The following is a 23,253-nucleotide window of genomic DNA, read 5'->3' on the forward strand; positions in this document are numbered from 1 at the left end:
CGCGAACGCCTCGGGAAACGCCAACATTCCGGGCGACTACTTGACAGATCGACTCGGGGTTTCATGTATGGCGCAAATGTGCCCCAACAAAGCCTGCTCCGCCGTCCGATGTCTCAAGATCTAGCCGTCGCGTCCGTCCTTCGCATCTTTGCCGGCGCCGGGGGCGACATGGGCGAGCGTTTGCGTGCCCTGAACTGGTCGGCAACGGCATTCGGCTCCCCTGAACACTGGCCGCCAGCCCTCCGGCTGGCTGTAGGGCTGTGCCTTAACTCAAACATACCGACGGCCATCTACTGGGGCCCGGATATGGCTTTGCTCTACAACGACTCCTGGGCACCGATCGCTGGTGAGAAACATCCCTGGGCGCTAGGCCGCAAAGCGAGTGAGGTTTGGTCTGACATCTGGGCGATCATCGAACCGCAACTTACGCGCGTGATGGAGACCGGTGAAGGTTTCTCCGTCACCGACCAGATGCTACCGATGAAGCGGGGAGGGCGGGTACAGCGTACCCATTGGGACTACTCGTTTGCGCCGATCTTCGATGAAACCGGACAGAAGGTTCTCGGCATCTTCAACCAGGGCAACGAAACCACCGCAAGGATTTCTGCCGAGCGGGCCCTGCGCGCAAGCGAGCAGCGCCTCGAGTATGCGTTGGGCGCGGCAAATACTGTGGGAACCTGGGATTGGGACGTTCCGGAAAACCGGGTGACCGCGGATACCCGGTTCGCGCAGCTCTACGGGGTCGATCCCAAGCTGGCTTCGGAAGGGGCGCCGATCGAGGAGTTTTTCAGGAACATCCACCCGGAAGACGTTCACAGTGCCGAGGAAGCGATTGCGCGGTCGATGGAAACCGGCGAGGGTTTTTCGGCCGAGTATCGATTGATGCAGCCCGACGGTTCGCTCAGCTGGGTCGCGGCCCACGGGCGCCCGACGCTTGCACCGGATGGGACATGCCTGAGGTTCCCGGGCGTGAGTTTCGACATAACCGAACTGAAGCGGTCCGAGGCGCTGCTTCGGGAAAGCGAATCGCGATTCCGCGCGATCACCAATTCCATCGACCAGATGATCTGGTCGACTCGTCCTGACGGCTTTCACGACTATTACAACCAGCGCTGGTATGACTTCACGGGCGTCCCCGAGGGTTCGACAGACGGCGAGGAGTGGAATGGCATGTTCCACCCGGACGACCAGGAACGAGCCTGGTCCGTCTGGAGGCACTGTCTTGCGACCGGCGAACCCTATCACATCGAATACCGCCTGCGGCATCGCTCCGGCACTTACCGCTGGGTGCTTGGCCGCGCCCAGGCTGTCCGGGACGAAAAGGGTGAGATCACCCGGTGGTTCGGCACCTGCACGGATATCCAGGACATCGTGGATGCACGCGAGGTATTGGCGCAGTCGCGCGAAAAGCTGGAGCAGGCCGTCCGAGACAGAACTGACGAGCTCATGCGGGCAGAGGAGCAGCTGCGCCAAGTTCAGAAGATGGAGGCCATAGGGCAGCTGACAGGCGGCATCGCGCACGATTTCAACAATATGCTAGCCGTCATCCTGGGTGGCCTGAACCTCATGGAGCGTCGCCTTGCACGTGGCGACACCGATCTTGGCCGCTACATTGAAGGAGCCAAGGATGGCGCGCTGCGAGCCTCGGCGTTGACGCAGCGCTTGCTCGCCTTTTCACGCCGGCAACCCCTTGAGCCGAAGGTGATCGAACCAAACCGGCTTGTTTCGGGAATGACAGAGCTGCTTGTTCGAACACTTGGCGAGCACATCGAGGTGGAGACTGTTCTCGCCGCAGGATCATGGGCCGTAAATGCCGACGTCAGCCAGCTCGAGAATGCAATCCTCAACCTGGCGGTAAACGCGCGCGATGCCATGCCTGGCGGTGGCAAGCTGACCATCGAGTCGGCCAACTCGTATCTTGCGGACGACTACGCAAAAGACCACGACCTCCCACCGGGACAATATGCGCTGATAGCCGTTTCAGACACAGGCTCGGGCATGCCCCCCGACGTCATCGCCAAGGCGTTCGATCCATTCTTCACGACCAAGGATGTCGGGAAAGGCTCGGGGCTGGGGCTGAGCCAGGTGTTCGGTTTCGTCCGCCAATCAGGCGGCCATGTGAAGATTTATTCGGAGGTCGGCCACGGCACGACGGTCAAGGTCTATTTGCCTCGGTACTACGGGAAGGCACAGGCTGACCACACGCAGGCGACGGCCGGGCTGCAAAAAGGCAGCGAACGCGAAACGATCCTCGTGGTCGAGGACGATGAGCGCGTAAGATCTTTCTCGACAGAGGCATTGCGGGAATTGGGATATCGCGTGATGGAGGCGAGCAACGGCGCCGCTGCGCTGGAAATGCTCGAAGGTGCGGAGCCGGCGCTGCTTTTCACCGATGTGGTGATGCCGGGGATGTCCGGACCCGATCTGGCCAAGAAGGCGATCCAGAAGCTCCCTGCGCTGAAGGTGCTGTTCACGACAGGCTACACGCGCAACGCAATCGTGCACAACGGTGTTCTGGACGCCGGTACCCAGTTGCTGCAAAAACCGTTCAGCATCGAGCAATTGGCCGCCAAGGTGCGCAGCGTGCTCGACAGCTGATGGATCGGGCGCGGCCGGACAGACCCCCATCCGAGCCACTGAATTTTTGCGCCTTATGGCATCGTGGCCACGTCAGGAGATGTAACGTTCTCAATGATCCGGCCCCATTCGCCGGTATCGAAGGCCGGCATGATGAGAGGTTCCACGTAACCGTCGCGCCGGGCTGTCATGACGTACTGCATCATGGCCTCGTTGCTCGGCATCTCAAAGAGCTGGACGAAGTCATACGGTCCCATGACCGCGTAGAAGGCGAGCGAGCGACCGCCGAGCGCGGCGACACGGGCCTCGCTGACCGCGCGGCGCTTTGCACTGTCGCCGAGTTCGTCAAGGCCGCGCTGCGTGAGTTTCATAAGGGAAATGTATTTCATCGCGCGGGCAGCTTTCCAATTGCTTCGATGACGGCGGCGGAATCGGAAAGCGCGCCGAATATGCCGTTCTCGACCGTCACCATATGCAGCGCCGCCTCGTGCGCATATTGATCGCCGCTGGCGCAGGCGTCGGCAATGGTGAGGCACTGGAAATTGCGATCGCAGGCCTCACGCAGCGTCGTGTGGACGCAGACGTCCGTGGTGCAGCCGCTGAACAGGAGATGGGTGATCCCCTGCGCGCGCAAGACGTGCTCGAAGTCTGTGTAGGTGAAGGCGCCGTTGCAGGTCTTGTCGACGATGATGTCTTCCGACCTGACGTCGATTTCCGGGACGATCTCGAAACCGGGGTGGCCGCGCAGGAGCACGTTCGTGCCTTCGATGCCGCTCCTCTTGCGCCGCCATTTCTCGTAGGGCGTCATGTCGGCAAGGTCTTCCCGGTAGCCCTGCCGCGTGTGGATGATGCGGATGCCGGCCTGGCGGCAGACTGCGATCAGCCTGTCGAGGACGGGGATGATCGCACGGAGTGGCGCGGGATCGTAGCCCTGCCGCGCGAAATAGCCGTCGGTGGACAGGAAATCGCGCTGCATGTCGATGACGATCAGCGCGGTCGCTGCAGGGTTCAGATTGCCATCATAGGGATAGTCGAAGGGCCTGGCCTTGATCATGAATGCTCCTCTTGCCGGAAGGCTCTTTAGCATCCTGTGGTCGGCCTGAAAAACCCTCCGTCCCATCGTCCCGTATGAAGGCGGCGGGTCGGTCGGTCAGGCCGCCTCGGCCAGCGCCACGGCGTCCGCGCCCGCCGGATAGCGCAGCCTGTCGGAGGCGTCGTTCGCGGCGAGGAAAACCGCTTCGGCGACATCGCTTTCCTTCGTGATCAGCGGAGGGTTGGCGTAGCCGGCGAAAATCGGCTGCGCGAAATCGGCATAGCCAGGCGGGATCAGGTCCATGACGGACACAGGCGTGTTGTGGGCAAAGCGCGTCGTCGGCGCATAGCCGGGCTCGACCAGTTTCGCGCGCACGTCGAAGGCGGCGAGTTCGTGCGCCAGCGAGCCGGTAAAGCCTTCGATCGCCTGCTTGCTGGCGGTATAGGCGGCCGCAAGCGGCATCGGGGCAAGCGTCGCGCTGGAGGTGACGTTGACGATCACGCCAGATCGCCGCTCGCGCATCTGCGGGATGACAGCCTGCGTCATCGCCATCGTGCCGAAGGTGTTGGTCTCAAATACCCGGCGCACATGCTCCATCGGCGTCGCCTCGAAAGCGCCGACGATGCCGATGCCCGCATTGTTGACGAGAACGTCGATCGGGCCGGCGGCCTCGATCAGCGCGGCGATGCTTGTCGCGCTCGTTACGTCCAGCGGCAGGACGCGGATGCACTCCGAAGCGGGCAGGATGTCGGTGCGCGGGTTGCGCATCGTGGCGATGACGATCCAGCCGCGCTGGTGGAAATGGCGGGCGGTTTCCAGCCCATAGCCTGATGAACTGCCAGTGATGAGGACGGTCTTCATATTGGTTCTCCCGAGCGGTTGACGGGATGAACTTAGAAAGCCTATTCAGGACTATCATCAATTTTGAGTCCATATTTGGTTTGCGAAAGTCCTGAGAATGGCCGATCCGCTCTCCGAGGTAATCAAGCTTTTGCGCCCGCGCGCGATCTTCCCGAAGAGGATCAGCGGAGCCGGGCGCTGGGCCGTGCGCTATTCGTCTTTCGGTCAGCCGGGATTTTGCGCGGTGACCGAGGGGCGGTGCCGGCTGGCGGTAGAGGGCGAGGAGCCGGTCGTGCTGGAGGCGGGGGATTTCGTCCTGCTGCCGGCGACGCCAGCCTTCACCATGTCGAGCATCGAGCCCGCGACCGTGGTGCGGCGCGACCCCAGGGCCTCGGCCGAGCCGGGCGTGGAAATCCGACATGGTCGACAGGACGGGCTGCCGGACATGCGCCAGTTCGGCGGCTGGTTCTCCTTCGATTCGCCTGACGCGGCGCTGCTGGTGTCGCTGCTGCCGCGCATGATCCACATCCGCGGGGCGCCGAGGCTGGCGCAGCTCGTGCGCATGGTCGGCGAGGAGGCGGGTCGCGACGAGATCGGTCGCGAGTTGATCCTCGAGCGGCTGGTCGAGATCCTGCTGATCGAGGCGCTGCGGACCGCGCCCTACGACGCGGCGCGTCCGGGCCTGCTGCGCGGGCTGGCCGACGCACGCATCGCCGCCGCGCTGCGGGGGATGCACGGCGATGTCGAGCACGCCTGGACCGTGCCGGAACTGGCGCGCGCCGCCGGCATGTCGCGCTCGGCCTTCTTCGACCGGTTTACGCGCATGGTGGGCGTGCGGCCGATGGAATATCTGCTGGCTTGGCGCATGGCTGTCGCCAAGACGCTGCTGCGCGGCGGCGGGCTGGCGCTGGACGAGGTGGCGCGGCGGATCGGCTACGGCTCGGCGAGCACCTTTTCGACGGCCTTCAGCCGGCACGTCGGGTTGCCGCCGGGGCGGTTTGCGCGGGGGCAGGGGTAATCGGCGGATAACGCTCGCGGATGATTATCGCGTGAAGGCCCGGCGCAGCTTGCGGGCCCATTTCCGGAGTCGCGGCTCAGGGGGCGGCGCTTTCTCGGAAATCTCGGTCCAGAATTTCTCGTCCCTGCACATATACGGCAGGGTGGCGGGTTGGCCGCTGTCGTTCATGATCGCGGCCGCCGCATCGGAGATCGAATCCATCCGGCCTTCTCGTCCATAGTAATTGTGGAAGAAGCCGCCTTCGAAGTCGGTTCCGATTCCGTAGTGCCCGTAGCTGCCGAGACGCCAGGGTGTGCCGTGGGGCGGGAGTTCGCGAAAGCCTGTCGGGTAGAGCGTTCGATAGGGGAAGCCGACGGCGTCGGCGCGCGTGCTCAATTCCTGCGCGACGTCGCCGAACGTCCTCGGCATCATGCTCGGACGCCCCAATGTATCGAAGGCTTGCTTCGAGATGACCAGAAAGCACGGCGCGGCGAAAATCCGCATCCGCGTCTGGAGGTGATTGGAGGATTGGGCGAGACCGAGGAACGACTTCGTCCGCTCGACATAGCGAAAGGCGTTTTCGACGGCAGCGCGCGAGTAGGCGAGCGCATCGATGTCGACAAACGCCACGATGCCGTCGCGATCCATCCGCTCGGCGATGACCCGGTCCATCCACCGGCCGTGGCGGATGCGCTCCTCGGTATAACGGACCGGCACGCCAATATGCTCGAAGCAGGCACGGTGGATGCGCACGGCCTCTGGGTTCGTGCCCGGCCAGTAGAGACTGTTCAGTTCGATCTGCATGCCGGTTCACTATAGGCGCGGGAGGGGGCCGTCCAGAGGAGTGAGGGTTGTGCGTTGCTAGCCCTCTCAGTCTGAACGACTGAAGCGCTGAATATGCCGGCATGGCGGATCACCTAACGCTCCGCCAGCACATTTTCAGCCGCATGTAGCAGGCACTTCGGATTGCCGCCGGGGCGAATTTGTGAGGGAAATTGACGATGCCTGTGAATTGCGGGTAACAGCCCGAATTCAACTTGCGCGTTCAAATTGCGTGAGACCAAATGCAGAACGGCCGTGATTCGGATCAGGAATCACCGCCGCAACTTCAACCGGCGATAAGGACGCGCGGCGAATCGCCGTGCCGCTGTGAAGATTACCGACCGTGAGCGTCATGACCAGTTGATCGCAATGATCGAAGGCAAACGCCTTACCTGTTGACGGATTGGTCAAGCCGATCCCGCCTAAGCAGAAGGCGCGAAGGCTCCTTTTCTTGAGGAAGAGGCGCTAAGCGCCCTTACCGCTACCGCCGGATAAAAAGCCGACAAGAAAGCCTATAATCATCTTGCCTGCGTCCATCCCAAACCCAATTTTGGTGTCCGACTTGGCAAAAGCGACTAGAAACATCGAACCTAGCAAGGCCGCGCCCATCAATAGCGCAACATACCAGTCCATCGCGTCTCTTGCGGACCCGGAGATAAATGTCTGCGACGTGGCGGGACCATCACTCTGAGCTAGAGCCTGCCAAGAAAAGATAAAAGCAATCGCCGGGCCGAGCGCAAGGAGCGACCGAACGATAATGTAAGTGGAACCGATCGCGCCAGCTAGCCCAATCAGTAGTTGGGCCGGTCGTCTCTTGGCAAGAAAAGCAAGGCGCTCGATGGGGGATAGGCTCGCCAGGATTTGAGTATCACTACGAGGCGACTCAACGCGTCTAGACGCGCTGGGAAGCGCGCTCGGAACTGATGACGTAGACGTGGCATCGGTTTGTGATACGTCCACCGTCAATCTCGTTACGGGTCGTTTCGCCAAATTTGCCACGGTGGAGTCATATGACCGGAGCGACGTCTTGATTGCGGACATATCACGCCCCTCCAATCATCTTTTTCCAGTCTTCGTCCGACACGCCCGAGTGTTTTCGTAACGTATCGATCTTCTCCTTAAACCAGACGAAGAACGAAACGGAGGAGTTGAAGTCCATGAAGATATCAACCTCCAGCTCCCTGACAAAGCCCGGCTTCGACTCAACCACAGTCTCGGGCTGTGTCACGCCTTCGACAACCTTCATTTTAGTTCTGAGGGGAATTGCTTTACGTTCGCTGTAAAAAGCGATGTTTACCGCCCCGCGCGGAGTAATACCACCATAGCACCCATCCGCATGGACAACTCTAAAGAAATTACTCTTGTGATAAAAGACTTCGACTTCCCCGTTGAGACCGTCGTCTAACTCGCTAGCCACTGGCGCCCCTCCAGTTAAACCTTACGGGGCTTATCAATTTCGCGAGTGCTACGCAAGACACGAGGAACTTTGGGAGATAACTTCTTAGCCGGGCCATGCGGCTTAGGCGGTGTTTTCAGCATCCGCTTTAGCGTATCGTTGAACGTCTTTTTCGTCGGCCTTGGCGGAGGTTGTCATGGGGGATAGAGCTTCCAAAGCGTTAGACAAGTTTGCGACCACGTTGGGTCACGTCACGATCACATATAATGAAGCCCAGGCATTTGTGCTCAGCATTTTTATCAATCTGTCCGGGGCCGAAAGACACGTAGCGCGGGCGATGTTTTTCAGCATAAAGTCCGACGCGGGGCAACGCGACATGACAATAGCTATGGCCCGCGCAAGAATGCTCGACGCAGACCCCGTGGAAAGCGATAACCTGAAAAGCGTCATAGCGGCTATTGAGGGCTTATCGAAGCTCGCTGGCGAGCGGAATGCAGCCATCCACACCATGTGGTATCTCGACAGCGAGGACGGGGCTTCACCGGATTCGCCACCGGACTATTGGATGACGTCAGACCCAAATTCCATCCGCCACCCGAAGCTGCAAGAAGACGCCGAAACACAATTCAAAGAACTCATAGGCAAGCTACAGACAGCTAAGGATATGCTAGTCTTGGCTACAGTCTTCACGATCAGATATCATGCGTGAGTAGATCGCCGTTATGAGCGACGTTGCATCATAAGTGACCGGGAAGCGTCGCCTACCTCACCCCAACACGCCTCAACCATCTTAGGCGTAATCTCGATTTCCTCAGGCTAATTTGCCGGCTTGTCGGCCTTAGGAACTATTCCCAAAACGTGCTTTGTTACGTAAAATTAGGAAAATAATCCTTGACGGCGTGACGGTCCTTTGGTAGTGTTTCGCTATCGTCGGAAAAGTGCGGGTGGTTGACGGGACGCGGCGGAGGTCGCGGGCCTGAACCCCTCATCCGTCTCGGCGCTTTCGCGCCGATCCACCTTCTCCCTCAAGGGGAGAAGGGAGGGCGCGATCCATATAACAAAACATCGGAGGACTTCATGCATCCGCCCCTCGCCGAGGAGCAGTGGGAGGGCATGCGCGAATTGCGCGGCCTGTTCCCGCCGGTTTTTCAACGCATCGCCAAGATTGTCGGCTGTCACGTCACCACCATTCGCGAACGGGCGAGCCGCGAGAACTGGCCGAAGCTGCATGCGCCAAAAGGCTCCATGATGTGCGTGGTGACACCGCGGCAGGTGCGCGAGGAGGTGGAACTGCGCGCCAGGGTGGACGCGCTGGCGGCGACGAAAGATTCGATCGCGAAGGACAACGCTACCGTCGAACTGGCGGGCGACGTGGGGCCCGGCGACATGGCGGCCGAAATCCTCGAGGCGCTGCAGGATGCGCTGGCGCAGATGCGGACCGGTCATTTCGACAAGGGCCGCATCGATGCACTTCTGTCGATGGTGAAAGTGGCCGAACAGATCGGCAATCTGAAATTCGTGGCCGTGCAGCAGGACCAAAAAAGAAGCGATGAAGAACTCGCCGATATCCTCGCCCTTATCGACCGACGCATTGTCGAACTGGCTCGAGACTACGCAGAACGGATGGGCGCGCGAACATATCACTCCTGAACTCGGGCCGACGGTCGCGGCCGAATGGGTCGGCCACGCGCACGGGCCGCAATATCCCGCAGGCGGCGCGCCGTCCTGCTGGCTGGTGACGGGCGGGCGCGGCTCCGGCAAGACACGGCTCGGGGCCGAATGGGTGAACGCGCTGGCTCGCGGGCTGCCGCCGTTTTCGCCGGATGGGTACAAATACGGGAACTTCGCGCTGGTGGGCGAGACGCTTTCCGACGTGCGCGAGGTGATGATCGACGGGCCTTCGGGCATCCTCGCCACGGCGCGGGGGACGAGGCCGCGCTACGAGCCTTCGCGCAAGCGGCTGGTCTGGCCGGACGGGCGGGTGGCGCATGTGTTCTCTTCGGAAGATCCCGAAAGCCTGCGTGGGCCGCAGTTCGACGCCGCCTGGTGCGACGAAGCCGGCAAATGGAAGAATGCGGAGGCGACGTTCGACATGCTGCAGTTCGGGCTGCGGCTGGGGCCGAAGCCGCTGCAGATCATCACCACGACGCCGAGGCCGACGCGGCTGATGAAGAGGCTGCTCGCCGACGCGGACGTGGAGAAACGCAAGCTCGCCACCGGCGACAACGCCGCGAACCTCGCGGCCGGTTTTCTTGAGGCGCTGGCCAAGCGTTACGGCGGGACGCGGCTTGGACGGCAGGAACTGGACGGCGAGCTGATCGACGACCGCGAGGACGCGCTGTGGTCGCGCGACATGCTGGCGGCGGCTTTTGTAGCGGAGCCGGGTGAACTGCGACGCATCGTCGTAGCGGTCGATCCGCCGGCGAGCTCGCGAAAGACGTCGGATGCCTGCGGCATCGTCGCGGCCGGGCTGGACGCGGAGGGCAGGGCGATCGTGCTGGCCGACGCCAGTGTGAGAGGCGCGAAGCCGACGGAATGGGCGAGGGTCGCGGTGGGTTTGTTCCATCGGCTGGAGGCCGACGCGATCGTGGCGGAAGTGAACCAGGGCGGCGACATGGTGACGGCCGTGATCCGCACGGTGGACAAGAATGTGCCGGTGAAGGCGGTGCGGGCCAATCGCGGAAAATGGCTGCGGGCCGAACCGGTGGCCGCACTCTATGCGCAGGGCCGGGTGAAGCATGCCGGGCGCTTTCCCGATCTGGAGGACGAGATGTGCGACTTCGGGCCTGACGGGCTTTCGGGTGGATGCTCGCCTGACCGGGTGGATGCGCTGGTGTGGGCGGTCGGCGAGTTGATGCCGGGGGTGGGCGGGACGCCGAGGATCAGGGATTTCTGAGCCGGCCGCCAAATTCTACTCCGCCGGACACCAAACTTTTCTGGTCACCTGGCGGCGTTTTCTGCGCTTCCGGAGCAATTTTGCGGCCGGCTCGATAGCGCTTTTAGAGAAAGAGAAAAATGGTTTGGAACTGGCCCTGGAAACGGGACGGCGGCAGCGTCGTGCCCGAGAGGAAGAGCGGCACGGGTTTCGTCGCGCTGCATGCAACAGGCGAGGCGCACTGGACGCGGCGCGACTACGCGGCGCTGGCGCGCGAGGGGTTCATGAAGAATCCGGTGGCGCATAGGGCAGTGAGGCTGATCGCGGAGACGGCTGCTGCGATCCCCTGGCTGCTTTACGAGAGCGGCGCCGAACTCGACGCGCACCCTCTGCTCGACCTGATGGAACGGCCGAACCAGCGGCAGGCGGGCGCGAGCTTTCTGGAGACGCTTTACGGGCACCTGCTCCTGTCGGGCAACGCCTATGTCGAACGGGTGGAGGCAGGCGAGACGGCGCGGGAACTGCATCTGCTGCGGCCCGATCGGGTGACGGTCGTGACGGACGCGGCTGGCTGGCCGAGCGCGCTGGAACATCGCGAGGGCAGCACGAAGCGAAGGGTGGCGCTCGGCGCAAGCGCGCTGCACCTGTCGCTATTCCATCCGCTCGACGACCATTACGGCTTCGCCCCGCTGGAGGCGGCGCTGATGGCGCTCGACATCCACAATGCGGCAGGCCGCTGGAACAAGGCGCTGCTCGACAATTCGGCGCGGCCTTCGGGCGCGCTGGTCTATGCGCCGAAGGAAGGCGGCAACCTTTCCGACGAACAGTTCGACCGGCTGAAGGCCGAGCTGGAGGACGGCTATTCGGGCGCGGCGCGCGCCGGCCGGCCGCTGCTGCTGGAAGGCGGGCTCGACTGGAAGGCGATGGGGCTGACGCCGAAGGACATGGACTTCATGGAGGCCAAGAACGGCGCGGCGCGCGATATCGCGCTCGCCTTCGGCGTGCCGCCGATGCTGCTCGGCATACCGGGCGACAACACCTACGCCAACTACCAGGAAGCCAACCGCGCCTTCTACCGCATGACCGTGCTGCCACTGGTGGCGCGCACGGCCAGGGAGCTTTCCGCGTGGCTGTCTCCGGCGTTCGGCCAGGGGCTGGCGCTCTGGTACGACGCCGACCAGATCGAGGCGTTGGCTGCGGATCGGGACGCGCTTTGGGCGCGGATCGGCGCGGCGGGGTTTCTCACGGACGACGAGAAGCGCGAGGCGGTGGGGTATGGGCAGACTGCCTGATCTCCAGCCAAGGGAGCTAATACCATGTCTGAAGTTTCGCAGGACGCCTGGTTGTGGGCGGCCAAGGGGGCTGGTGCGGTCGCGGGGTCGGCTGTTTCGGTCGCCTACATCCTGCCGCAAGGCCGGCGCGAGGCGGCGGTGCGTTTTGCCGTCGGCGTGGTGTGCGGGCTGGTCTTCGGCGGCACGGCCGGGCTGAAGATCGCGGTCGAGCTCGGCGTCGAGAAGCTGATCGGGCCGGTCGAGACCATGCTGATGGGATCGGCTGCCGCGAGCCTCTGCGCCTGGTGGGCGCTGGGGCCGCTGCTGCGCGGCTTCGAGCGCTGGAGCGATATTTTCCGGAACAGACGGAGGCAGGTGCATGAGGACTGAACGCGCCGTACTGGCGGGCGAACGCAAGTTCGTCGGGCTGCGGCTGGATGAGGTGGAAGCGGATGGCGTGTTCTCGGGCTATGCCAGCCTGTTCGGACGCGTCGATCTCGGCAAGGATGTGGTGGAGAAGGGCGCGTTCGCGGCGTCGCTGAAGGCGCGGGGCGCGGCGGGCATCCGCATGCTCTTCCAGCACGATCCGGCCGAGCCGATCGGCGTGTGGACGGAAATCCGCGAGGACGAGCGCGGGTTGTTCGTGCGCGGACGATTGACGAAGGACGTGGCGCGGGCGCGCGAGGTGCTGAGCCTGATGCGCGGCGGCGCACTCGACGGGCTGTCGATCGGCTTTCGCGCGGTGAAGGCGCGCAAGGATAGCGCGCGCGGTGTGCGCCGGATCATCGAGGCGGACCTCTGGGAAATCTCGGTGGTGACGTTCCCGATGCTGCCCGAGGCACGCATCGACAGCGTGAAGGGCAGGCGGCGGCTGCCGACAACAAGGGAATTCGAAAGCTGGCTCACGCGGGATGCGGGGCTGACGAGAGGCGAGGCCCGCGCGGTGATCGCGAAGGGTTTCGCAAGCCTGGCGCGCGGGCGGGATGCCGCGCCGGAAGAGAGCCTAGCGGGACGCATCCGCGAGGCGACACGCATGATGACGACATCCAATTTCAGAAGATGGGAAACCACACGATGACGGAACACAACCTTGCCCGTGCGCCCGAGGCGAAATCGGCGGGCGGCCATCCCGAACTCGCCGACGCGTTCGACGAGTTCATGACGACCTTCGAGGCCTTCAAGGACAGCAACGACCGCCGCCTGGCGGAACTGGAGACGCGCGGCGCCGACGTGCTGACGGTCGAGAAGGTCGATCGCATCTCGCGGGCGCTCGACGAGCAGAAGCGGGCGATCGACAATCTGTCGCTGAAGCGCATGCGCCCGGCGCTCGAGAACGGCGGACGCGCGCTGCCGTCCGAGCATAAGCAGGCCTTCGACGCCTACATGCGCTCCGGCGACGAGCGGGCGATCCGCGCGCTGGATATGAAGGCGATGTCCTACGGCTCCGGCCCGGACGGCGGCTATCTGGTGCCGAACGAGACGGAAAGGGAAATCGGCAAGCGCCTGGCGGAACTGTCGCCGATCCGCTCGATCGCGACGGTGCGGCAGGTGTCGGGCGCGGTGCTGAAGAAGCCGTTCTCTGTCGCCGGGCCGGCGGTCGGCTGGGTAGCCGAAACAGCATCGCGAACGCAGACGACCACAGCGACGCTGGCCGAGCTTTCTTTCCCGACGACGGAACTCTACGCGATGCCGGCGGCGACAGCCTCGCTGCTGGAAGACGCGGTGGTCGACCTCGACCAGTGGATTGCGTCGGAGGTTGAGGCGGCGTTTGCCGAGCAGGAAGGCGAGGCCTTCGTGACCGGCAACGGCACCAACAAGCCGAAGGGCTTCCTCGACTATACCAAGGTCGCGGAAGGAAGCTGGGCCTGGGGCCAGATCGGCTACGTGGCGACGGGCGAAGCGGGCGCGCTTCCCGACGACGATCCGTCCGATATCCTGATCGACCTCGTCTATGCGCTGAAGTCCGGCTACCGGCAGAACGCAAGCTGGGTGATGAACCGCAAGACGCAGGCCTCGATCCGCAAGCTGAAGGACGCCGACGGCAACTACCTCTGGCAGCCGCCGGCCGCACCCGGAAGCCGCGCCATGCTGATGGGCTTCCCGCTGGTGGAGGCTGAGGACATGCCCGACGCCGGCGCCAACGCCACGCCGATCGCCTTCGGCGATTTCGCGCGCGGTTACCTGGTGGTGGATCGTACCGGCGTGCGCGTGCTCCGCGATCCGTATTCCGCCAAGCCCTACGTGCTGTTCTACACGACCAAGCGCGTCGGCGGCGGTGTGCAGGACTTCGATGCGATCAAGCTGCTGAAGTACGGCGAGAGCTGAGCTTCGCCGACGACCAAAGCTGATTGGTTCGCGCTGGTTGTCACCTCCAGGTGAGCGCGAGCCGAGCGGTCTCGGCAAAAGCCATGAGCCGAGACCGCCCCCTTCTTCAATCGAGAGATGAATGCATGACGCTCTATCGAACCGTCGAACCGGCGGCCGAGCCGGTGACGCTTGCCGAGGTGAAGACGCATCTGAGGATCGCGCATGACAGCGAGGACACGCTGCTTGCAGGTCTTGTTCGTGCCGCGCGCGAGGATCTGGAACGGACGACCGGCATCGCGCTGATCGACCAGAGCTGGCGGCTGGCGCTGGATACCTGGCCGAGCCAGGGCTGCGCGCTGCTGACAATCCATCCCGTGCGCGAGGTGCTGTCGGTGACCGCCTACGGAACGGAGGGCGAGGCTTCGCTGGTCGATCCGGCTAACTATCAACTCGACACGCTGTCGCGGCCGGCGCGGCTGCATTTCGAGAACCGGCCGGAGCCGTTGCGGGTCTTCAACGGCATCGAGATCGATTTCGCGGCGGGCCACGGTGAGGCGGGAACCGACGTGCCGGACCTGCTGAAGCGCGCGATCCTGCTGCTGGTCGGGCACTGGTACGAATTCCGGGCGCATTTCGGCCCTGCGTACCAGCCGGTTTCCTACCCGGCGGCGTATGAGCGGATCGTCGCGGCGCACCGATCGCGGAGGCTCTGATGCGAACGCTGTTCATTGATCCGGGAGTGTTGCGCAGCGAATTTTCGCTGCAGGCCTGCACCACGACGCCGGACGGACTGGGCGGGCACACCGAAACCTGGGCGGAGGTCGCGACGGTCTTTGCCCGGATCGAACCGGTTTCGGCGTCGAGCATGTTCGGCGCGGACCAGACGCTGGAGACAGTGACACACAGGATCACGATGAGATGGCGAAGCGGCGTGACGAGCGGAATGCGCCTGACCCGGCAGGACAGGATTTTCGACATAGTGACGGTGCACGATCCCGACGATTCCCGCCGCTACGTCGTCTGCCGCGTTCGGGAGTCGGGCCTGTGAAACTGACGATGCAGATGACCCTGGACGGCATTGTCCGCGCCCTGCGCATGAGGGCGCATCACCTCGTCGAGGACGCGGACGACCTTCGCCGGCGCCGGACGCATCGCAACGAGACGACGCTCGCCCTGCTTTTGGAGGAAGCGCAGCGTCATGCACGGGAGGCTGGCGATGAGTTCGACCGCTGAACTGCAGAAAGAGATCTTCGCGACGCTGGGCGCGAACGCGGCGCTGGCGGACCTCGTCGGCGCGCGCATCCTCGACCACGCCCCGGCCAACGTGCCTTTCCCTTACATCACCTTCGGGCGCACCAGCCTCTATGACTGGAGCACCGGCACCGAGAGCGGGACGGAGCAGCTTTTCACGCTGCATGTCTGGTCGCGGGGCAAAGGAAAGAAAGAGGCGCTCGAGATCATGGATCAGGTGCGAGAGACGCTGCACGACGGCGCGCTGGCGCTTGATGGTTATGCGCTGGTCAACCTGCGGCTCGAGTTTTCCGAGGCGCGCTACGACGAGCGCAACGAGGCGCATCACGGGGTGATGCGGTTCCGGGCAGTCATGGAGCCGACTTGAGATTCCGGTCAGGCCGGCAAGCTAGCCCAAAGAATTCCCGACACTTTCAGCGAGGAGACCAAAATGGTCGCACAGAAGGGCAAGGACCTCTTGCTCAAGATCGACAGCGATGGAGGCTTCGTGACCGTCGCGGGCCTGCGCACGAAGCGCATCGCTTTCAATAGCCAGACGGTGGATATCACCGACGCGGATTCGGCCGGACGTTGGCGCGAACTGCTCGCCGACAGCGGCGTGCAGCGTGCGTCCGTCAGCGGATCCGGCATCTTCAAGGATGCGGAATCCGACGCGCTCATCCGTGCCCGCTTTTTCGCCGGCGCGATCAGCGACTGGCAGCTTGCTGTACCGGATTTCGGCACCGTGGAAGGCGCGTTTCAGATCACTGCGCTGGAATATACCGGCAGCCACGACAGCGAAGTGACCTTCGAAGTGGCGCTGGAATCGGCGGGACCGGTGAGCTTCGTGGTGGCGGCATGAGCGCGAACAGGCGGCGCGGCGAAATCGACGCTGAGCTCGATGGGCGGACCTTGCGGCTGTGCCTGACGCTCGGCGCGCTGGCGGAACTCGAGGCGGCCTACGCGGCCGACGATCTTGGCGCGCTGGTCGAGCGGTTTTCGCGCGGGCGGCTGTCGTCGCTGGACATGATCCGCGTCATCGGGGCCGGGTTGCGCGGTGCGGGGCAGGACATATCCGACGCTGAGGTTGGTGCGATGCATTCGGACGACGGCATTGCCGGCTTTGCGGCTATCGTGACCGAGTTGCTGACGACCACGTTCGGGACCGGCCGGGAGGCTGCAACGCCAAACCCTTGAACGCCGCAGCGGGCGGTACAACCGAATTTCCGTGGGATGCCGTGATGGCCGCGGCGTTCGGCCTGCTGCGGCTTTCTCCGAGGGATTTCTGGTCGATGACGCCGCGCGAGATGGAGCGCGCGATGAGCGTGCTGGGAGGCGACCGCCGCGTAGCGCCGGCGCGTGGCGACCTGGCCGAATTGATGAGGCGATTCCCGGACATGGGCAGAAAGGAAGGCAGGCGCGATGGCTGAGGATGTGACAGTCCGGATCAATGCCGACACGCAACCGTTTCAGGACGCGTTGCAGAACCTCGAAAAATTGTCAGCGAGTTTCGGGTCGCAACTGACCGGCGCGCTGAAGAGCGCGGCCTTCAGCGGCAAGGAACTGGACGACATCCTGCGGCGGATCGGGCTCAACCTTGCCGGCATGGCGCTGGAACAGGGCCTGAAGCCGCTGCAGTCGCTCGCCGGGTCGCTGTTCTCCAACCTGCTAGGTGGACTGAGCGGGTTGATGCCGTTCGCCAAGGGCGGCGTACCGGGGCACGTGGTGCCGTTTGCCTCCGGTGGGGTGGTGTCGGCGCCGAGCTATTTTCCGCTTGGCCGCAACGTCGGCGTGATGGGGGAGGCTGGCCCGGAAGCGATACTGCCGCTGCAGCGTTCGGCAGATGGGCGGCTCGGCGTGGCTTCGGCGGGTGGCGGCGGGAGCGTCAATGTCGTTTTCAACGTGACGACGCCTGACGCCCCTTCGTTCCGCAAGTCGGAAGCGCAGGTGACGGGGATGCTGGCGAGAGCCGTGTCTCGCGGCGCGCGGACATTCTAGAAATGGAGATAATGCTTGGCCGAGCTTTCAAGCTTTCATGACGTGCGTTTTCCGCCCAGCGTGGCGTTCGGCGCGACCGGCGGACCGGAGCGACGAAACGAGATCGTGTCGCTGACCTCGGGACGCGAGAAACGCAACGCGCGCTTCTCCCAGTCGCGTCGGCACTTCGATGCCGGGACAGGCGTGCGCTCGCTGTCGGACCTGCATGATGTGCTGGCCTTCTTCGAGGCAAGGCGTGGTTCGCTGCATGCCTTCCGCTTCCGCGATCCTTTCGACATGAAGTCGTGCCGGCCCGATGAAGCGGTGTCGGCCGCGGACCAGGTGCTGGGTGTCGGGGACGGCGTGCGGGCGCGGTTTGCGTTGATCAAGACATATGGCGAGGGCGAGGACGCCTACCAGCGCTTCATCGCTCGGCCGGTGATCGAGGCACTGCTGGTTGCCGTCAGCGGCGAGGAAGTCGCGGCAGATCACTGGAGCTTCGATTTTGAGACCGGCGAGGTAGTGTTCGAGGCGGACAGCATTCCTGTCGATGATGCGATCGTGACAGCCGGATACGAATTCGACGTGCCGGTGCGTTTCGATACTGAGCGGCTGGCGGTCAGCCTCACCGCCTTCAGGGCCGGACAGATCCCTTCCATTCCTTTGATCGAGGTGCCGGCATGAGCGCCTGGCCCGAAACGCTGGCGGCCCACGCAGGGCGCACCGTCACGACCGTCTGCCATTGCTGGCGGCTGACGCGAAAGGACGGGCACGTGGCGGGCTACACCGACCACGACCGGCGACTGACCGTTGATGCAACGGTGTTTGCTCCGCAGACGGGGCTCGCCGCCAGCGAAGCCCGCGATACTCTGGGGCTGGCGGTGGATACGGTCGATGTCGAGGGTGCGCTTTCGTCCGACGACATCAGCGACGAGGACATCGCCGCTGGGCTCTATGACGGGGCTGCGGTCGAGACCTTGCTGGTCAACTGGCGGCAGCCGGACGACTTCGTGTTACTGCGCAAGGCGACGGTGGGCAGGATCACGCGCGCGGATGGACGGTTTGCCGCCGAGCTGGAGAGCCTGGCTCACTCGCTGGATCGGCCTTCGGGCCGCTTTGTCAGCCGGGCATGCGACGCGGAGCTGGGCGATGCGCGGTGTGGGTTCCGCCTTGATGATCCGGCCTTCACAGGAACGGGCGCGGTGGAGGTTGTGGAGATGGCCTCGACGTTGCTCGTGTCAGGGCTCGACGCATTCGTGGCGGGCTGGTTTGCGCTTGGCGTCCTGACATGGACCTCGGGCGTGCGCGAGGGACGCCGCGAACGCGTCGAGATGCATCGCCGGGATGCAACGGGCACGACGCTGGTGCTGCAACCGGGTGGCAGCGGAACGGTGGATGAGGGCGATACGTTCACGATCGTCGCGGGATGCGACAAGAAGTTCGCGACCTGCAAGGCGAAATTCGCCAACACGTTGAATTTCCGGGGCTTTCCGCATCTGCCCGGAAACGACGCTGCCTATGGCTATGTGGTGGATGGAGGGCGGTTCGACGGCGAGCCGCTGGTGCCATGAACGAGGCTGGCACGCCTGACAGGGTGGTGGCGGAGGCGCTGTCCTGGGTGGGAACGCCATACCGGCATCAGGGGGCGCGCAAAGGCGTCGGCTGCGACTGCATCGGGCTGATCACGGGCGTCTGGTGTGCACTCTACGGCGCTCCACCGGAACTGCCCGGCCCATACGCGCCGGACTGGGCAGAGGCGACGGGCGAAGAACGTCTTCTCGACGGCATGCGGCGGCATTTTCAGGAGAAGCCGCGCCAGCAGATGGCAGCCGGCAACCTGCTGCTGTTCCGCTGGCGGTCACACCTGCCGGCAAAGCATGCGGGTATCCTGACTGGGCCGGATCGCTTCGTGCATGCCTATGAAGGCACTGCGGTGACGGAATCGGCGCTGGTGCCGCAATGGCGTCGGCGCATCGCCGGCGTGTTCGCCTTTCCAGACATCTGAAAGACAACTGAATCGAGGGGAAGCCAGATGGCAACCATCCTGCTTCAGGTCGCGGGCGCTGCGATCGGCAGCCTGCTCGGGCCCGTCGGCACGGCGATCGGTGCCGCCGCCGGCGCGATGGCCGGCTATTCGATCGACCAGGGGCTGATCAACGGCACGCGTCGCATCGATGGGCCTCGGCTTTCGGGAGCCCGGCCCTTCACGGCCGAGGAAGGCGCTGCGATCCCTCGCATCTATGGCACCGCGCGCGTCGGCGGGACGATGATCTGGGCTACGCGCTTCGAGGAACGGAGCGCGACCAGCCGGCAGGGCAAGAACGGGCCGAAGGTCACCGAATACAGCTACTTCGCCAGCATCGCCTTCGCGCTGTGCGAAGGCGAAATCGCCGGGGTGAGGCGCATTTGGGCCGACGGTCGGGAGGTCGACAGGAACACGCTCGAACTGCGCGTGCATTCCGGCGGTGAGGCGCAGGCGATCGATCCGCTGATCGGTGCGAAACAGGGGGAAGGCAACGCGCCCGCCTATCGAGGGACGGCTTACGTGGTCATCGAACGCATGGCGCTCGCGGACTACGGCAACCGCATCCCGCAGTTCCAGTTCGAGGTGCTGCGACCGGTGGGCGAACTGCCGAAGATGATCCGGGCCGTATCGCTCATTCCCGGCGCGACCGAATATGGGCTCTCGCCAACGCTGGTGACACGGCAGCATCGGCAGGGCCAGACCGAAGCCGTCAATCGCCACATGCTGCACGCCTCCAGTGACCTCGAGGCGTCTCTGGACGAGCTGCAGATGCTGTGCCCGAACCTCGAACACGTCGCGCTGGTCGTGGCCTGGTTTGGCACGGACCTGCGTGCAGGGCATTGCAAGGTCAGGCCAGCGGTGACGACATCGAACGGCTCTGGGTTCTCGCAGGCATGGCAGGTCTCGGGCGTTACGCGGGGCGGTGCGATGGTGGTCTCGACCCATGATGGCGGGGCCGCTTACGGTGGAACGCCATCAGACCGCAGCGTGATGGCGGCGATCGCCGAGATCAAGTCGCGCGGCCTGAAGGTAACGCTCTATCCGTTCGTCATGATGGACATACCGACGGGCAACGCGTTGCCAGACCCTTACGGCAATGACAGCCAGGCCGCCTATCCGTGGCGGGGTCGGATCACCTGCGATCCCGCGCCGCTGATGCCTGAGACGGTGGACCGCACTGACGTCGCGCGCGAGCAGGTCGCGGACTTCTGCGGGAGTGCGCTGCCGGGACAGTTCTCGGCCTCAGGCAACACGGTTCATTTCTCCGGCTCATCCGGGGAATGGGGCTACCGGCGATTCATCCTCCACCATGCGAAGCTGGCGCAGGCGGCCGGCGGCGTCGATGCCCTCCTGCTTGGCAGCGAGATGCGCGGCCTGACGACGCTTCGCGATGAGGACAACGCCTTTCCGTTCGTGGACGCGCTCTGCACGCTTGCGGACGAGGTGCGCACCATGCTCGGGAGCACGACCACGATTACCTACGGCGCGGACTGGAGCGAGTATTTCGGCTATCATCCCCAGGATGGTTCAGGCGATGTCTGGTTCCATCTCGATCCGCTCTGGGCGCATGATGCTATCGACGCAGTTGGTATCGACAATTACATGCCGCTTTCCGACTGGCGCGACGCCGACTATGCGGGCGGCAATCCCGATGGTTTTTCGGGGCCCTACGATCCGGTGGGATTGCGCGCCGGCATCTCGGGCGGCGAGGGCTTCGACTGGTATTATCCTGGTTTCGCGGAGCGGCAGGCGCGGGAGCGCGCGGCGATAACCGACGGCGCTTACGACAAGCCCTGGGTGTTTCGTTTCAAGGACCTGAAAAGCTGGTGGTCGCAGCCGCACTACAACCGTGTCGGCGGGGTCGAGGATGATGAGCCCACTGACTGGGTGCCTGAGGGCAAGCCGTTCATGTTTACGGAGGTTGGCGGGCCCGCGACTGACAAGGGTCCGAACCAGCCAAACGTCTTCGGCGATCCGAAATCGACCGAGGGCGGGCTGCCGCATTTTTCCGACGGTGGACGAAGCGATCTGGCGCAGCAGCGGCTGCTGGCCGCGCATCATCGGCACTGGGATCCCGAGGGCGAACACTTCGAGGAAACGGACAATCCGGTTTCGGCGGTCGACGGCAGGCGCATGGTCGACCCGCAACGGCTTTATGTCTGGGCGTGGGACGCGCGGCCCTATCCGGCCTTTCCGCTTCAGTCGAACGTCTGGGCTGACCATGCCAACTGGCACTACGGCCACTGGCTGAACGGCAGGCTGGGTAACCCGACCGTCGGTGAAACGATCAACGCGATCCTCGCGGATCACGGTTTGCCGGCGGCGCAAGTGGATGAAGCCAACGGAACGTTGCATGGGTATGTGATTGACGAGCCGGGTTCGGCGCGCGGCGCGTTGGAACCGCTGGTCGACCTGTTCGGCCTCTCGGTCCTTGAGACGGCATCGGGACTTGTTTTCGGGGCACGGACCGGTCGCGCGTCAATCGAAATTACGGAAATGGTTTCGGACGGCCGCGAGACGGTGATCGAGCGTGTACGATCGCCTGACCATCAGCTGCCGTCAGAGGCTGTGTTGAGTTTCCGCGAGCCGATGCTGGACTATCAGGTCGTTTCGGTGGGGGGTACCCGGCATGGTGTGCCGACCGGCAGCCAGCACGCGACTGGGTTTGCAGGTATCATGGAAGCCGGGCAGGGCAGGGCGCTTGCTACCGACTGGCTGCGCCGCGCCTGGAGCGAGCGAGAGCGCGTGAGCTTCGCCGTTGCCCATCCCGACGCCGAGATCCTGCCCGGCGCGATTGTAAGGCTGCCGGGGTCGGATGCCGACTATCTGGTCACCGAGATCGAGGATGGGCTGGTACGGCGCGTCGTTGCGAGGCAGGTGGTGCGGACAGCCCCGACGGCATGGCAGTCGGCCAATCGCGGCGCGGTCGCCGAACCGCCGATGATCGTCGGGCAGCCGCTGGCGGTCTTCGCGGACCTGCCCCTGGGCGTCGGGACAGGAAGCCCCGAGGAGCATTTCCGCGTGGCGGCGTGGCAGCGACCGTGGAAAAGCCAGGTCGTCTTCGCCTCGCCGGAAGACAGCGGCTTCGGACAGCGGGCTACACTCGCCCGGCCAGCTGACATAGGCACGCTGGTCGAGGCGCTGGCACCGGGCGTGGTTGGCCGGATCGATCATTCGGCAGCGATCACGGTGGAACTCATTTCGGGGGCATTTTCGAGTGTCAGCCGCGCTCTCCTGCTGAATGGAGCAAACATGATCGCCGTGCGTGCGGCAAACGGTGTCTGGGAGATTATCCAGTTCGAGACGGCAGAGGAGATAGCGCCCGATACATGGCGACTCGGTTCCCTGCTTCGCGGTCAACTCGGCACGGACGACGCGACAGCGGCAGGGGCCGCTGCCGAGGCGCATGTGCTTGTGCTGGATGACAGGGTGCAGGCCGCCGGCCTGCTTGCGAGCGAGGCGGGGCTTCTGCTCAACTGGCGGGTTGGCCCGGCGGGCACTGATCTGTCGGAGGCAAGTTTCTCGGCTCACTCGGAAATTGGCGGCAGACGCGCAATGCTGCCGCTTGCGCCGGTGCATCTCTGCTCCAGAAGTGATGCGGAGGGCGTCATGCTGTCATGGGTCCGGCGCGGGCGCATCGACGCCGACAACTGGATTGCCAGCGACATCCCGCTCGGCGAGGAGCGCGAGGAATATCTGGTCGAGATCGCACATGCTGGCGGGGCGATCGTGCGAACCGCGACGGCGTCCGGTCCGAACCTTCTTTATGGAAGCTCCCAGATCGCTGCCGACTTCGGAACCCCGCCGGACGAGATCGATGTCACGGTGCGCCAGTTGAGCCTTTCGGCCGGCTGGGGTTTGCCCACGACGCGACGCCTTCCCCTTTCATGAAACTCCAACAA

General features: G+C 64.1%; 28 protein-coding genes. 21 read left to right on the forward strand and 7 right to left on the reverse strand.

Features of this window, described 5'->3' with window-relative positions; genetic code table 11:
- The first annotated feature begins 306 nt into the window (after positions 1–306).
- Entirely contained in the window at positions 307–2,598 is a 2,292-nt protein-coding gene (locus ABMA32_RS07500; RefSeq protein WP_349013073.1) for a PAS domain-containing protein, read from the forward strand.
- Positions 2,599–2,651: 53 nt separating this feature from the next.
- Here the strand turns inward: ABMA32_RS07500 and ABMA32_RS07505 are convergent, their stop codons facing one another.
- The 3 genes from ABMA32_RS07505 to ABMA32_RS07515 all read right to left on the reverse strand — a co-directional run bounded on the left by ABMA32_RS07505 (position 2,652) and on the right by ABMA32_RS07515 (position 4,471).
- Complete coding sequence (locus ABMA32_RS07505) at positions 2,652–2,966, reverse strand: GYD domain-containing protein (RefSeq protein ID WP_349013074.1); 315 nt, start codon at positions 2,964–2,966, stop codon at positions 2,652–2,654.
- Positions 2,963–3,631, reverse strand: a complete 669-nt coding sequence (locus ABMA32_RS07510; protein WP_349013075.1) for a cysteine hydrolase family protein — start codon at positions 3,629–3,631, stop codon at positions 2,963–2,965. The genes ABMA32_RS07505 and ABMA32_RS07510 overlap by 4 nt, the downstream gene beginning before the upstream one ends.
- 96 nt (positions 3,632–3,727) lie before the next feature.
- Positions 3,728–4,471 (reverse strand): SDR family oxidoreductase, encoded by a 744-nt coding sequence (locus tag ABMA32_RS07515; protein ID WP_349013076.1) that lies wholly within the window; start codon positions 4,469–4,471, stop codon positions 3,728–3,730.
- A 97-nt stretch (positions 4,472–4,568) separates the two neighbouring features.
- Between ABMA32_RS07515 and ABMA32_RS07520 the strand changes: the two genes are divergently transcribed.
- The gene (locus ABMA32_RS07520) at positions 4,569–5,468 is read left to right on the forward strand and encodes an AraC family transcriptional regulator (protein WP_349013077.1); all 900 of its coding nucleotides are present in this window, start codon (positions 4,569–4,571) and stop codon (positions 5,466–5,468) included.
- Between the two features lie 24 nt (positions 5,469–5,492).
- Here ABMA32_RS07520 and ABMA32_RS07525 read toward each other — a convergent pair whose 3' ends face one another.
- The 4 genes from ABMA32_RS07525 to ABMA32_RS07540 form a co-directional block, all read right to left on the reverse strand.
- The gene (locus ABMA32_RS07525; protein ID WP_349013078.1) at positions 5,493–6,251 is read right to left on the reverse strand and encodes a hypothetical protein; all 759 of its coding nucleotides are present in this window, start codon (positions 6,249–6,251) and stop codon (positions 5,493–5,495) included.
- Between the two features lie 228 nt (positions 6,252–6,479).
- Positions 6,480–6,680, reverse strand: coding sequence for a hypothetical protein (locus ABMA32_RS07530; protein WP_349013079.1), 201 nt, complete (start codon positions 6,678–6,680; stop codon positions 6,480–6,482).
- Positions 6,681–6,734: 54 nt separating this feature from the next.
- Positions 6,735–6,902, reverse strand: a complete 168-nt coding sequence (locus ABMA32_RS07535) for a hypothetical protein (RefSeq protein ID WP_349013080.1) — start codon at positions 6,900–6,902, stop codon at positions 6,735–6,737.
- 409 nt (positions 6,903–7,311) lie between these two features.
- Complete coding sequence (locus ABMA32_RS07540; protein WP_349013081.1) at positions 7,312–7,686, reverse strand: hypothetical protein; 375 nt, start codon at positions 7,684–7,686, stop codon at positions 7,312–7,314.
- 175 nt (positions 7,687–7,861) lie between these two features.
- Here ABMA32_RS07540 and ABMA32_RS07545 point away from each other — a divergent pair, with 175 nt between their 5' ends.
- From ABMA32_RS07545 to ABMA32_RS07635, 19 genes are all read left to right on the forward strand, one after another.
- Complete coding sequence (locus ABMA32_RS07545) at positions 7,862–8,374, forward strand: hypothetical protein (protein ID WP_349013082.1); 513 nt, start codon at positions 7,862–7,864, stop codon at positions 8,372–8,374.
- Positions 8,375–8,742: 368 nt separating this feature from the next.
- The gene (locus ABMA32_RS07550; RefSeq protein WP_349013083.1) at positions 8,743–9,315 is read left to right on the forward strand and encodes a hypothetical protein; all 573 of its coding nucleotides are present in this window, start codon (positions 8,743–8,745) and stop codon (positions 9,313–9,315) included.
- The gene (locus ABMA32_RS07555; protein ID WP_425475484.1) at positions 9,257–10,561 is read left to right on the forward strand and encodes a DNA-packaging protein; all 1,305 of its coding nucleotides are present in this window, start codon (positions 9,257–9,259) and stop codon (positions 10,559–10,561) included. Before ABMA32_RS07550 ends, ABMA32_RS07555 begins: the two co-directional genes overlap by 59 nt.
- Before the next feature lie 119 nt (positions 10,562–10,680).
- Entirely contained in the window at positions 10,681–11,832 is a 1,152-nt protein-coding gene (locus tag ABMA32_RS07560) for a phage portal protein (protein ID WP_349013084.1), read from the forward strand.
- 24 nt (positions 11,833–11,856) lie between these two features.
- On the forward strand, positions 11,857–12,201 hold the full coding sequence (locus tag ABMA32_RS07565) for a DUF6107 family protein (protein WP_349013085.1): 345 nt from the start codon (positions 11,857–11,859) through the stop codon (positions 12,199–12,201).
- The gene (locus ABMA32_RS07570) at positions 12,191–12,889 is read left to right on the forward strand and encodes an HK97 family phage prohead protease (protein WP_349013086.1); all 699 of its coding nucleotides are present in this window, start codon (positions 12,191–12,193) and stop codon (positions 12,887–12,889) included. Before ABMA32_RS07565 ends, ABMA32_RS07570 begins: the two co-directional genes overlap by 11 nt.
- A complete protein-coding gene (locus tag ABMA32_RS07575; protein WP_349013087.1) occupies positions 12,886–14,136 on the forward strand; it encodes a phage major capsid protein in 1,251 nt (416 codons plus the stop codon). Before ABMA32_RS07570 ends, ABMA32_RS07575 begins: the two co-directional genes overlap by 4 nt.
- A 125-nt stretch (positions 14,137–14,261) precedes the next feature.
- The gene (locus tag ABMA32_RS07580) at positions 14,262–14,831 is read left to right on the forward strand and encodes a head-tail connector protein (RefSeq protein WP_349013088.1); all 570 of its coding nucleotides are present in this window, start codon (positions 14,262–14,264) and stop codon (positions 14,829–14,831) included.
- Positions 14,831–15,166 carry a phage head closure protein gene (locus ABMA32_RS07585; RefSeq protein WP_349013089.1) on the forward strand — a complete coding sequence of 112 codons (336 nt, stop codon included), beginning with the start codon at positions 14,831–14,833 and terminating at the stop codon, positions 15,164–15,166. The genes ABMA32_RS07580 and ABMA32_RS07585 overlap by 1 nt, the downstream gene beginning before the upstream one ends.
- Entirely contained in the window at positions 15,163–15,351 is a 189-nt protein-coding gene (locus ABMA32_RS07590) for a hypothetical protein (RefSeq protein ID WP_349013090.1), read from the forward strand. The genes ABMA32_RS07585 and ABMA32_RS07590 overlap by 4 nt, the downstream gene beginning before the upstream one ends.
- A complete protein-coding gene (locus ABMA32_RS07595; RefSeq protein WP_349013091.1) occupies positions 15,335–15,736 on the forward strand; it encodes a DUF3168 domain-containing protein in 402 nt (133 codons plus the stop codon). Before ABMA32_RS07590 ends, ABMA32_RS07595 begins: the two co-directional genes overlap by 17 nt.
- A 63-nt stretch (positions 15,737–15,799) precedes the next feature.
- A complete protein-coding gene (locus ABMA32_RS07600; protein ID WP_349013092.1) occupies positions 15,800–16,210 on the forward strand; it encodes a phage major tail protein, TP901-1 family in 411 nt (136 codons plus the stop codon).
- Positions 16,207–16,545, forward strand: a complete 339-nt coding sequence (locus ABMA32_RS07605; protein WP_349013093.1) for a gene transfer agent family protein — start codon at positions 16,207–16,209, stop codon at positions 16,543–16,545. Before ABMA32_RS07600 ends, ABMA32_RS07605 begins: the two co-directional genes overlap by 4 nt.
- On the forward strand, positions 16,542–16,778 hold the full coding sequence (locus ABMA32_RS07610) for a phage tail assembly chaperone (protein WP_349013094.1): 237 nt from the start codon (positions 16,542–16,544) through the stop codon (positions 16,776–16,778). The genes ABMA32_RS07605 and ABMA32_RS07610 overlap by 4 nt, the downstream gene beginning before the upstream one ends.
- The gene (locus ABMA32_RS07615; RefSeq protein WP_349013095.1) at positions 16,771–17,346 is read left to right on the forward strand and encodes a phage tail tape measure protein; all 576 of its coding nucleotides are present in this window, start codon (positions 16,771–16,773) and stop codon (positions 17,344–17,346) included. Before ABMA32_RS07610 ends, ABMA32_RS07615 begins: the two co-directional genes overlap by 8 nt.
- 15 nt (positions 17,347–17,361) lie before the next feature.
- Positions 17,362–18,009, forward strand: a complete 648-nt coding sequence (locus ABMA32_RS07620) for a phage distal tail protein, Rcc01695 family (protein WP_349013096.1) — start codon at positions 17,362–17,364, stop codon at positions 18,007–18,009.
- Positions 18,006–18,896: a DUF2163 domain-containing protein gene (locus tag ABMA32_RS07625; RefSeq protein WP_349013097.1), complete on the forward strand. Its 891-nt coding sequence runs from the start codon at positions 18,006–18,008 to the stop codon at positions 18,894–18,896. The genes ABMA32_RS07620 and ABMA32_RS07625 overlap by 4 nt, the downstream gene beginning before the upstream one ends.
- A complete protein-coding gene (locus ABMA32_RS07630; protein WP_349013098.1) occupies positions 18,893–19,330 on the forward strand; it encodes an NlpC/P60 family protein in 438 nt (145 codons plus the stop codon). Before ABMA32_RS07625 ends, ABMA32_RS07630 begins: the two co-directional genes overlap by 4 nt.
- A 27-nt stretch (positions 19,331–19,357) precedes the next feature.
- On the forward strand, positions 19,358–23,242 hold the full coding sequence (locus ABMA32_RS07635) for a baseplate multidomain protein megatron (RefSeq protein WP_349013099.1): 3,885 nt from the start codon (positions 19,358–19,360) through the stop codon (positions 23,240–23,242).
- Positions 23,243–23,253: the final 11 nt, after the last annotated feature.

This window comes from Mesorhizobium quangtriensis, from assembly GCF_040081925.1.
GTDB classification, from domain to species: Bacteria; Pseudomonadota; Alphaproteobacteria; order Rhizobiales; family Rhizobiaceae; genus Mesorhizobium_K; species Mesorhizobium_K quangtriensis.